At 41.5% G+C, this 12,197-nt stretch carries 6 protein-coding genes; 1 reads left to right on the top strand and 5 read right to left on the bottom strand.

Going from position 1 to position 12,197, the window contains the following annotated elements; all coding sequences use genetic code 11:
* Positions 1–105 precede the first annotated feature (105 nt).
* A complete protein-coding gene (locus ACQKC9_RS04395) occupies positions 106–798 on the top strand; it encodes a TetR/AcrR family transcriptional regulator (protein ID WP_101205430.1) in 693 nt (230 codons plus the stop codon).
* A gap of 116 nt (positions 799–914) precedes the next feature.
* Here the strand turns inward: ACQKC9_RS04395 and ACQKC9_RS04390 are convergent, their stop codons facing one another.
* The 5 genes from ACQKC9_RS04390 to ACQKC9_RS04370 form a co-directional block, all read right to left on the bottom strand.
* Positions 915–1,691, bottom strand: coding sequence for a hypothetical protein (locus tag ACQKC9_RS04390; protein WP_427620643.1), 777 nt, complete (start codon positions 1,689–1,691; stop codon positions 915–917).
* 155 nt (positions 1,692–1,846) lie between these two features.
* Positions 1,847–7,174 carry a hypothetical protein gene (locus tag ACQKC9_RS04385; protein ID WP_427620642.1) on the bottom strand — a complete coding sequence of 1,776 codons (5,328 nt, stop codon included), beginning with the start codon at positions 7,172–7,174 and terminating at the stop codon, positions 1,847–1,849.
* A 139-nt stretch (positions 7,175–7,313) separates the two neighbouring features.
* On the bottom strand, positions 7,314–9,422 hold the full coding sequence (locus ACQKC9_RS04380; RefSeq protein WP_427620641.1) for a beta strand repeat-containing protein: 2,109 nt from the start codon (positions 9,420–9,422) through the stop codon (positions 7,314–7,316).
* Positions 9,423–9,499: 77 nt separating this feature from the next.
* Positions 9,500–9,964 (bottom strand): hypothetical protein, encoded by a 465-nt coding sequence (locus ACQKC9_RS04375; RefSeq protein WP_296207876.1) that lies wholly within the window; start codon positions 9,962–9,964, stop codon positions 9,500–9,502.
* Between the two features lie 241 nt (positions 9,965–10,205).
* Positions 10,206–12,119 (bottom strand): hypothetical protein, encoded by a 1,914-nt coding sequence (locus tag ACQKC9_RS04370; RefSeq protein WP_427620640.1) that lies wholly within the window; start codon positions 12,117–12,119, stop codon positions 10,206–10,208.
* Positions 12,120–12,197: the final 78 nt, after the last annotated feature.

Below are 12,197 nucleotides of genomic sequence, written 5' to 3'. Positions count from 1 at the left end.
AGGCTTTATATTTTAGCCAACAGTCAACCATCCTTTATTTGAGGATAAATACTATTCAATGAAGATTATATTTATAAAATAGGGCGCAACATTAAGAGATTCACAATGAGTGATAATAAAGACGAAAAGATTGAAGATGTGTTGGTAGATTCGGAATTGGCAAAAAAGCTTGTTCCTAATAAGTTTAAGTTTACTAGCCAGCAAGGCCGTGCACGTCGTCAAAAACTATTGGCTGGTGCCAAAAAGTTGAGCGAAACACATGCTATTAACGATATTACGTTAGCGGCCGTGTGTGAAGAAGCGGGCATACCAAGAGCGTCTGCTTACCATTTTTTCCCCAATATTGAAGCAATATTTTTAGCATTGCGTTTTTTAAATGCGATTGAAATATTAGAGATGGTAGAGACGGTCGATATTGGTAACTATGATAGATGGCAGGGGTATTTAACGGCGCTTATCGACCATTGTATTACGATATTCCATAACGATGAGACAAAAGCCAAGCTTATCTATGACACCAATACACCTGATTTTGAAGGTGACAGCTTTGGTGAAGATATGGATCATCAAATCGTTGATCTGGTCTATAAGCGTTTGTCAGAGCGTTATGAGATGCCAAACTTCCACGATATCCAAGATACCTTGTTGATTGCTTATAGCATCGTAAATGCTATCTTTACGTTGTCTTATCGCCGTCATCAGAGTATTACTGAAGAGTATATCCAAGAAGCAAATACAGCATTTATTGCTTATTTACGTTGTTACCTACCAGAAAAGTTGCCACGTAAAAACCGCTAATTGAACTTGAGTTAAACGCGAAAAAGCCGACAAATATGTCGGCTTTTTTATGTTTGGTTTTTAGTATAGGATTGAAAGTTATAGAAAGTCATATTTTTAATAAAACAGCGATTATTCTAACGGTTAGATGTTAAATCTTGTCCACGGCAAGTATCATCGCTCGCATCTAAAGGCGAGTACTGCTTATGATAACTGACTATTGACTTCTCTAGCGCTACATTGGTCTGTGAGTCATTGGCATTGACGTAAGCTTCGCGGGCTTGTTCAAGCCAACGATCGGCCATGCGAAAATGTATACCAGATTCGCGCCAGCCTCGTGCGCATTGGTTGGTTGCTGCCCAAATCAAAGCCACTTCACTAAATGCCATCTCACGTGGTGCTGACGCTATGCCATCACCGTCTTTAAGCGCGCTTAACATTGCCCATAGATCAGGACGCATCAAGGCAGAGTTAGACGGAATATCTTGATGCAAGCCCAAGTCTTGTACCGTATCATTATCCAGCGCTTGCAATATAGGCTCTGCCATTTCTAACGCAACTTGACCTGCGGATGAGCGGCTATTCATACTGTCTTGATGAATAGCATAGTTCAACCACGCTTGCGCTTTATAAGCGAAATACTGTTGAGCTGCTGTCTTGTCTTTTTGTTGATAGGGTTTTAATTGCGTGACCATACAATTTAACAGGCGCTGTTGTTCGCTTTGATATCTATAAGAACGTGCTTGAGTCTGACTATCATCGCGGCAATATTCACCCATGCTAGTTGAATTAGCCACTTGGACAGTCTCACTCTCAGCCAAAGCTGGCTGCATAAAGGTTAACGAAAATAAAGCTGATAGTGTAACGCATACTGAGCGCTTGAAAGGTGCTGCATTGATGGCTGAATCAAACATGGTGTAAACCTTATGTTAAGGTAATAAACGTTGGTATTATTTACCATTACTAGGGCTGACTTAATTGTTTATCGAATGACAAAATAATTTGCCATAAGACAATCATGATACTGTCATAGGGTTGTACTTACGACAGTATCATTAGTATCGAACAATTAAAATGCAGAATTGCTGCTCAGACGTTGGTTCTTACGTGGGTCTTCACGTTTGAATAAGTCTTCATCGAACTTGAAGCGCAATCTAAAGTAAGCACCTTGCTGAGTACTGTCGTCATAAGCAATATCTTCATCTTCAAAGCCCATGAAGTTATAACCAAGTGATAACCAAAGGTTGGTCATTGGGCTATAACCCACTTCTGCACCAAGCATATAAGCCAAATCATTTGCTTGATCATTCCAGTAAGTACCTGCTTGTAATCCAATATCCCAGCGCTCACTGATATCATAAAGACCGCGGCCATAAACAGCATGAGCCGTGTTATCGCTGGTGAAGCTATCTGCCTCGTATTCTGTATACTTACCAGCATAACGTCCAGACAACGTCAACGGACGAGTAGGATGGTAATTACCATTCCATGACCAAACCATGGTGTCTTTTTGATAAGCGTCATCGCCAGTATTATTATCATCCAAACGATATTCGAATTTTGCAAGCATATCTAACTGATTGCTATCGTAGTCACGATACGCAGCACCTAGCTGAAAACGATTGATAGTGCGATCGCCATCACTATAGTCAGTGCGTGAATAGATGTCTTTGGCTAAGAAGGTAACCTCATCAGTATAGCGATAGGCGATACCAGCACTACCAAGTAGCGTATCACTTGTTTCGCCCCAACGTTTTTCAAAACGTCCTGATGCTTTATAATTCTCTTTGGCAAGATATTCAACACCGATACCTGCCGCTGTTGCAGTGTTACTTTCTTCACCTTCCAGAGATTCAACACGCTCAAATAAAGTGTTTAAAGTTAAACCTTCTTGAACATACCACTTGTTTTTTAGACCGATGGCTGCTTCTGCCTCACGTGCACTAATGGCATCGCGCATACGGTATTCACTATAAACCTTACCATCTTTCATGTAAGTCGCGTCAAAACCAACAGTGGTACGTTGACGCTCATCTGTATCATCAAGACCATAAGTACCAGATAGGCTGTTGATCAAATCATGACGTGCGTATAGTCGACCTAGATTTCCGAGCGGTGTCTCACCACCGATAGAAGTTGCATTACGTGAGCTATTTTCGATATCTTGCTCATACTCCGCAAATACCAAGCTATCATTCAACTTAGGTAGACGAGAGGTAATACGAGCACGAACAGTCGTACCTTCAATATCTTCTTCAGCACTACTAACACTGCTTAACGCTGACTGATTGATGATGTCATCATTAAACAAAGTGTCGTCTGTAATATCTACAACGTCTGTCGCGGCTTGAGTATTACGTGAGGCAGCAGTCGCGTCTTGTTTGTAATAACGAACCCCAATTTCACCAACGATGTTTTCACTTAAACGATGCTCAACGCTTGCTTGCACGCCTTCGCGGCTAGCGTCAGTAGTATGCTCTTCTGTACGTATGCCTTCTAACTTAAGAGCAGTTTTCTTATCATTTAAAGTATGAGTAACCTCTATACCAGATTCAGTACGTCCAGCAGTAAGCGGTGATGCACCAGTGACAAAACCTTCATCAGCATCATTATAATAAGCTTTGGCAAGCGTGTTTTTCTTATTATCAAAATCAAGTTCAATACGTAGTGCGTTACCTTCAACATCACTATCAGTCAATTCTGTCGCGTTGATTTGATTACTTGACTGAAAATTTGGGTTTTCAGCTTTGTTCATCGCATATTCTGCGACCAGCTTTAGCTTATCATTGAATTTAACAACACTATTAACACTAGCCAACTCTTCTTTGTTCAGTGGGTCATCGCTATTTACATAGCTACCACCGATGGCGACCTTATCCGTCAGTTGCTGTTTCGCGGCAATACCACCAACCAAATAATCTTCACCACCCTCATCAACTTCTACAGTGACACGGATATAGATAGGATTGCCCTCGATATCTTGACTAGCAATCGGTGCCGTCAAGAATAAGCTACGGCTGATTGGGTCGATCTCATAATCAGCAAAGCGAGTAAGCGTCTCACGATTGATAATAAGCCCAGGGTTGTTGGCGTCACGAGTAATAACTTCAACTGTTTCAGAGTTTTCTAATACCGCATCGAAGTTCTCAGCCAATGGATATGGGCCTGAAATGCCCAAACCGCGAGTCTCATTTACACGTTGGCTAGTACTGGTCTCTGCTAAAAAGGCAGTAACGCGAGTATTGCTATCTTCAAATTGAGCCTTTAGGCCAGTTAATGTACGGTTATATTGACCAAGCTTGATACCTTCGTCATCATCAATCTGAGTTTTCAAATCACCATACATAGCGAACGAACGACCTTTATCAAGGCGCACGTAAAGCTTGCTAGTAGACTGCGCATCGAAGCCTTTAGCTGATGAGTCGCCATAGACAGGATAGTATTCGCCCGGATCGATATCACGGAACAAACGCTCGCCTTTTTTATCACTATCATATGCAAGCGTTAGCAGATAGTCGCCACGTACTTTTCCTTTTAGGAACATCGCGGCACGACCAGAAGCTGTGTAATCATCATTACCAGCAAAGTCATTTAGCTCTTGCTCAAACGCACCTTGGGCATCGGTAATGCTGCTACCATCAAAGTCTTTTAGTGAAATAGCACCTTCTACAATACCAACAGCGAGTAGTGGACGTAGTTGAGCTGTAAACTGTAACGGAATGATTTGTTTGCTGCTACCAGTGTCAATGACGAGCTCGCCCTTACCTGGTACGCTTGACGCGATGACTGGTATGAGTAGCTCACCACCTGATACAGTCACTTGGGTGCCAGCTTGATCTTTGCTGCTGTCTTCCAAATTGATACGACCGATATTAGTATCAAGCGTAAGAGAAGTAGTACCAATATAAGGACGATTATCGCGATCTTTTAGGCTGATGACGACTTGGTATTCACTAATACCATCAGCTGGTACTAACTGTGCTTGAGTACGGTAGTCGATAGCTTGTAGGCTGTCAGGAGTTAATACCTTAATCGTCTGCTCAGAGATGAGCTGACCATTTATATCAGTCGCAACACCACGTAAGGTGTTCTTGCCGCGCTGTAAATCAACAGCATAGTAATCGAAAGCCGTTACATTCTGTTTTTCTTGCTCAGCAGTTTTACCTATTTTTTGTTCTGATACAGCTTTGCCGTTGGCATATAGTGTGAACACAGACCCAAGCGGTGCCTGAACCTGTACCATTTGTTTATAAGTGCTAAGCTGCTGACCTTCGTTTAGGTTGATGAAGGCAACATCGTTACTTGCCACTTCTTTTAAGTATTCTTCGAGCTCTTTTTCTACTGGCGGAGCAACAGTGATCACTGTCATATCAACACGGCTATCTACTGGATTGACCATGTCATTAACGATAGCCGAATCACAGTTATTACCAAGGTCTAAGTCACCATTGATGTTACAACCACTAGCATCTACATTATCGGTAGTATCGGTATCATAATCAGGATCTAAAGTCAGCTCGGTTTTTACCGCTTGCTCTAACGTGTCATTTTTAGCTTCTACTAATTTGCTACGAGCAATTAGCTCAGCGTTTAAGCGCTCAGTGCTATCTGCCATGCCACCAACGATTGCAAAATCCGCACGATGTAATTCGCCGTATTTCAAATCAACAAAACGACTACCGGCATCACCAGCATTGCGATTGCTTTGGGTAACCAGTTCAGTCTCTCTAGGGATAGTAGTACGATCGACTTTTAGTACGTGTGTTTTGGCACTGATACCATAGAAGTTATATTTACCTTCAGGATCAGTCACGATGAAGTTGCCGTTCTCCATATAGATACGTACACCAGCGACACCAAGCTCGCCGTCTTCTTTTTGCTGAATACCATCGCGGTTGATATCGTGATAGACCTTACCGACGATAATACCATCGGTATTCATCACGCCACGTTCTACATCAATTTTCCACTGAGCTTCTCTTGAGCCGACGCTTTGACCTTGGTCATTTCTAGCAACTGCGGTGGCGCGGTTGATACCATCGCCGCCTAGTGATGACGCACCGATGAGCACACGATAAGTAACTTTTTTACTTTCGCCAACTGCCATGTTTCCTAAGTTCAATACCTGATATTTACCATCAGCTTTAAACTCGGTAGTCTGTGCTTGATTGATATCAATATCAGTCGTTGGACTAACACGTACACTGTTCTCAACGTAGTCAAAACCACGTGGTAAAGCGTCTTTTAGTTGTACATCGTAAGCAGTCGATTTGCCGTTATTGGTAATATCAATGGTATAGCTGACATAATCACCAAGCTCTGCAGTTTTGACATCGCTTTCTTTAGTGACGACTAGGCTTGCATTATTATCGATGATGTTTACTTGAGAGCTCAGATCATCGATACGTACAGTAAAATCACTATTACTTGGTAGCTGATCAGCACCTGTGCCAACAGAAGGATCGATACAAGCTGTTAACTCAGCAGTCAACGTATCGTCGACCAATGTCTGAATCAGTTTATCGTCAATAGCATTGGCATTATTCTGTGTTGGTGCAGATAAGTGATACTTACCTGTATTGTTGCCAGTCTCGATTCCTTTGAAAGAGTAAGTATCACCAGTCATTGGCGACTTAACAGTAATCCATACTTGATCAGGTTTATCAGATTGCACGTTACACTGCGCGTAACTGGCATCAATATAAACGTTGTCCCCGATTTGCGAGGTGGTTTTAGTACCGTCAAATTGAGGGGTAGTAAAGTTGATTTTAGGTTCAACAATAACCAGTCTGTCAATTGCTTCAACAGCTGCTATTGATGGGTCTTCTAATATGATAGCGCCAATCTTCACGTCGGCAGTATCGCCATCTTCACCATTGGCATCTGATAGAGCCTGTACGATAAGCTGAATACTCTCACTCTGACCAAGTTTGATCTGAGCGCTAAGGTTATCGAGCATGATTTGTCGATCTTCTGAATCGACTTCTCCGTTATTATTAAGATCTTGATAGACCTTTAAATTAGAGACAGTTGGCGATATAGCAAGTGTCAATTCAACAGTCTGATCACTATAGCTGGTGTTACTCAGCACGTTGACCCAATTTACCTGTGTATTAGGCATGACTGTGCGTAAAGCATGCTGAGTCAAACTGATACCATACTCAGGTAAGGCAGAGGCTTTTACTTGTACTTGGTTTGAGTCAGTACTGATAGTCGTACTGGTATCACTGTCAACGTTATAGCTGGCCTGAGCAGTATTATTGATCAGTTGTACCAATGAATCAGTTGCAGCAGAGGCAGTATTTGATTGCATAAGCAACATTGCAAATGACAGCGCAGAGATCTTCGCTGTATGCAACGTAGCACGATTAGACAGTGTCATCAAAGATTTAGTCATATGTCGCTTATCCAATAAAATATAAAGGGGTAGGGTAGTAACGCTCCAGCTTGGCTAATCAAAATCAATTAGGTCAAGCTGGACAGTTAGTCTATAAGCGTCTTGTGAAGCTTATAGACTTTGCAATATTAAATATAAATTAACGAGCGTTTTTAATTTTGATCTTAAAGGTCAAGGTGCCAACGCCGCCAGGAACTAATGTATAGTTAGTACCAAGAACCGCAGTACTGGTAGTACTAGCTGTGCCTGCAGTAGATGACGTAGTAGCAGAAGTAGCAGGTGAATTAGCTACTAAATCCGCACCAGCTGAAAAGTTAGACAACAAATCCGAAATCGTTACACCAGTAAGATTAAAACCTAATGCTGCCGAAGAAGTGTTAGTCGCCTGAATACGATAGATAACACATTGATCAGGTTTCGCCTCGAGCGCAGTATCAACAAAAGTACTTGCAGCGACGGTAGCTTCACAAGCAGCATCTAGGGATTGAGCCTTCACTAAAGTTAAGCCTCTGACATTAGTCGTATCCGTAACTGAAGTCACAGCAGGTGGATTAATACCAGCAGGCGTTAACGTTACAACAGAAGTTTCAGTGCTACCAACAGCTGCAGCATCAGCAACAGTTGCAGGAGCAGCTACATTGCCCGACGACACATTATAGTTGATCGCTAATGTGCCACCAGGTGCAATACCATTTGGAAATTGAGCTGTTGGTAGTGTAGTGCTATTAAGAGTATATGTATTACCACCAGCAACGGTAGGTTGCAGTGTTATAGTAACCGGAGCTCCATTACCAGGCGGCGTATAAGTAGCACTAACAGGACCAGTAGCAGGTCTAACAGCCCCATTATTGCCACCATCAGCAATAGTAAAGGTCAATGGGTTAGCATTGGTACCTTCAGCATCTTGACCGCTGTTAGTAATAAGAGTTGAGTGAATAGCTTGATTAGCAGTACCTGAGGCAGGGGCAATCTCTCTAGTCGTTGGATTGCTCACTACAACCGCTCGTCTGGTGAAGTTAGTCACACCAGCAGTATCTATACCAGCGCCGTTAGCTTGATCTGCAGCAGCAGGAACTCTAGTCACATCTATATTGTTATTTGTACTATCCAAAATGTTATAGTCAGTACCAAGTACAGGAGCAGCAATTAACGGACTAACCGCACCGATGAACTTATCGTAGACTTCTGCATTGTTAGTTACTGAACTATTAGCAGCTGTATACTGAGTTTTATCGACATTAACTGTGAAAGTAATTGTGCGACTTGCGCCAACGGCTAAGTTTGCTACGGCAACATTAATAGCTTGTCGAGTACCAACAGTAGAAATCGTAGCAGTGCCAGCACCAGTTACGGTCACGTCTGAGGCTGTGCCATTAGGCAAACTCAAACCTGCAGGAAGGACATCCCTGATGACAATATCAGTCGCAGCAGTACTATATTCAGTATCCACGTTAGTGACTACGATACTATAGTTGATCTGCGGATTAGCCACTGTCAAATCGACAGTACTGGTCGCTGTTTTTGCAATTTTAAAGGTAGGCAATCTCACGATAGTTTGGTTTTCGTTCACCAACGTCGCGTTTGCTGGAAGATTAGCAGTAAAGAAAGTACTGGTTGCTGTTAACGTACCAACGCCTTTGTCATTACCATTACGAGCGTCTGGCGTAGCTGCTTCGTAGCTTAGATTAGCTCTAGTGCCTGGCTGTAGTTTAATAGTACCACCATTAGCTACGGTACCTGTCTGTGCTTGACCATTTAAAGCGGCTACTTGAGCAGAACTTAGAGGAGTACCATCTGCTTGTACAATAGTAAACGTAACAGGCGCAGTACCTAAAGCATAGTCTGGCGTAGCTGTTACTAGTGCTGAGTCATTACCTGTGGTATTAACGGTATAAGTATCCGTTACGTTACCCGTATTGGTTAAAGCATGAGTAAAGGTAGTCGTACCACCTGGCGTAGCAGTTCTGTTAACAGCAGTATCGTTACCAATGCTACCATCATCAACAGTCGATACGAGTGCAAAGTTAGCTGTTTCGCTAACGCTTACAGTCACTGTGTTAGAAGTAACGTTCGGCTGAGCGATACCAGCAACACTATAGTTTGCGGTTGCGACGTTGGTAATTGGTGCCGCTCCTGCACTAACACCACCAGTAGTATTAGGAGTAGCTGCATTAGCACCACCAGAGATACCCATTACTGCGGCAATACCGACAGCAAGCAAGCTATAGTTAAAAGTATTTGATTTCATGTAGTACTCCAAAATGGATGGTAAAAGGTCGAATAAATAATGGGAGGGTGAAAAATAAAGGTTTAACCTTCTGTTAATTAGTTAACAGTAGTGTTTAAAGCCACAGCAGCTGATTTCTTAGCTGGTAACAACTTGATATTCCAGCGTAAGGTACGGTATTCAGAATACGGAACTTTAACCATTTTGCCATCGACCTTGCGCATTAGCGGCATATCAGCATAGTTCTTGCCATCAGTGCTGGCTTGTGCGCTGGCAGGATTTGCCTCACCAGTAAAAGTCATGTTTGCAGGAATAGGCAGTGTCACCATCAGATCATTAATGTCTTTATTGATGGTATTGGTATAAGTTGCTTTGTATTGAATGACAGTACCAGCTGGTGCTGTACGTACTGGTGAATATACTGTTTTGCCGTCCGCATTCTTAATGACCTGATTAGCAGTCAGTTCCATTTTTAGAGCGTCGTCAGCATGAGCAGTACCTAGCAAACAAGCAGAGGCAAAAGTTGCTAGCATGACATTATGTAAGAGGTTAAAACGTTTCATATAAAATCCTTTCTTAGAACATGACTATCAGTAAAAAGCGAACGTCGTATATCATGATGGAGGAGCTAGTAATCTAATATCATTCGTCGTTTTAAAAGGCATCTATCTCCCTTTCTTCTATTTTCACGTAATTAATACAATTAATCATCACAAAAATGACAACTGGCATTTTGGAGTATACAAACGGTAAAAGCCCTGTCTGGTTAGACAGGGCTTGAGTAAATGTTTAATAAACAAGTGTTTAGTTACTAATGGTAGTACCATATTTAGTATTAAAACGAATGGCCTGACGGCGAGTAGTGGTGGTAGTACCTAAAGAAAAAGTATTGGTAGTAACTGTACCGTTGTTGCCAATAGATACCGAATTTGTTGCAAATGATGGAGTGCCACTATTTTCACCAATAGGTGTTGGATTGACTAAGGTAGAGGTAATCAATGAATTATTAGAGTCATTTTTACTCTGTAGCGTATCCTTAATAACAATATCTGCTAAGGAAACATTACCGCGATTTATAGCTTCAATTCTATAAGCGATACATTGTCCAGGGATAATATTAGATATTGGTTTTGTACTATACGCACTACTAGCACTACCGTCATAATTAACACCAATTGTGGCAAGGTTATTTAGGCTACAGTCATGGACATACTGACTTTTGATTAATACCAACGCAGCATTTTCTTGAACAACATCACCAAAATCATTGCTAGGGTAGTTGTATTTACTATTAGTAATGTCTATTTGTAGGACATTGCTCGTAGTATCTACAGAATATGTATAGTTGCTAGGCTCATTTTGAGTAACGCAAAGCCTTGTATAACTACCTACTTGTGCTGCCGTCAAGCTAAAACTATAGGTTCCATCATTACCAATGTTTACCGTCTGAGGTGAGAACGTACCACTATCACCTGTACATTTATTTAGAGTAACGGTATGACCTGTAGTAAAAGGAATACCAGATTCAGTTGGTGAATCATACTTACCGTTAAAGTAAAGGCTATTATTTAGATATTTGTCTGATACATCGTCTTTATTTGGGCTTACGATTTTACCATTATCGTTAAATACGGTGCCTGAGAACACATAGTTTGCAGTATTAGTAATAGTACAAGTAATATCATCGCCATAAGTGGCATTACTAAGCGTAAATGAACGAGTCTTGGCTGAAGCATTATAGCTCATTGCTGAGGTAGGCATGACTGTAGTACTACCTGTCGTAGCATTACTACAAATATAAGTCGCATTATAGTTCGCTATATCACCTAAGGTTGTGCCATTCATCACACGCTCAGTAATGGTATAACTTGTACTATCTGCTAATGTAAGCGTTGCACTGGTTCCGTTAGTGATGGTCGAGCCTGTACCAGTAGTAGTAAAGCTATTAGCAGCTAATGATCCACCACTAACTGCTATTTCAAATTGGTCGTTAGTGTTGACACGTGTACTACTCAACGCTTTTTTTACGATGAGCTTAGGCGGTGCCAGACAGAAATAGAAGTCTGAATAACCTACTACGTGATCACCTGTTGATGTAGTTGTAGAGGCACTAGCATAATTATTGCCATGAGTCGTAATAAACGGTGTATTTGCTGCTTGTGCATCCCATTCAATATTAAAATTACAGGGAAAAGTGGGACTACAATTGGTCCACTGGTTTGCAGTAATCGTTTTATTTGAATTAGATACGGTAAAGTTATTAGCGAAATTGCTAAAAGAACCACCTGTAGTAACAATTGATACCGACTCAGTGTATCTTCCAGCAGCATTCGCATCCAAGTCTTGAACGACAAAACCGTATTTTGTAACGGGTTTATTAATAGTGGCCGTCAACCTATGATTCACATCGATTTTTTCGCTGCTATGACGCATGTTAAGAGCATTGGTAGTAACACCAGTAAAACTGCTAACTTCTGGATAGCCAGTCCTAACAAAGTTAATATCGGAAAAAGATAAGACAAGTTTAAGACCACTGTCAAAGCTATAAGTGGTACTAGAGTTGCCTGCTGCTGACCAACTCAAAGTAGCTTTAGGCGCTGTTGTAGTACTCTTAGAACCTAAATAATACATAGCATGTCCACTTGGACATACGGGATCAGCTTCAGCAAAAGCTACATTACTAATAAAAAACATAGGAATAGCAGCTAGCAATGTCATTATCTGACATATATATCTATTGAATAAATGCTTTTTCGTTGAATTCAAAAGTCGTTCTACCTTTTGCATCTCAATATT

This window comes from Psychrobacter sp. NPDC078409 (assembly GCF_050268505.1).
Taxonomy (GTDB): Bacteria; Pseudomonadota; Gammaproteobacteria; order Pseudomonadales; family Moraxellaceae; genus Psychrobacter.
Note: the sequence above shows the minus strand (reverse complement) of the source record. Positions and strands in the feature narration are given on the sequence as shown.

Bases quoted from the DNA above. Each gene is read 5' to 3' on its own strand.
- ACQKC9_RS04395 (WP_101205430.1), top strand. From the start codon at position 106: ATGAGTGATAATAAAGACGAAAAGATTGAAGATGTGTTGGTAGATTCG.
- ACQKC9_RS04390 (WP_427620643.1), bottom strand. From the start codon at position 1,691: ATGTTTGATTCAGCCATCAATGCAGCACCTTTCAAGCGCTCAGTATGC.
- ACQKC9_RS04385 (WP_427620642.1), bottom strand. From the start codon at position 7,174: ATGACTAAATCTTTGATGACACTGTCTAATCGTGCTACGTTGCATACA.
- ACQKC9_RS04380 (WP_427620641.1), bottom strand. From the start codon at position 9,422: ATGAAATCAAATACTTTTAACTATAGCTTGCTTGCTGTCGGTATTGCC.
- ACQKC9_RS04375 (WP_296207876.1), bottom strand. From the start codon at position 9,964: ATGAAACGTTTTAACCTCTTACATAATGTCATGCTAGCAACTTTTGCC.
- ACQKC9_RS04370 (WP_427620640.1), bottom strand. From the start codon at position 12,119: ATGACATTGCTAGCTGCTATTCCTATGTTTTTTATTAGTAATGTAGCT.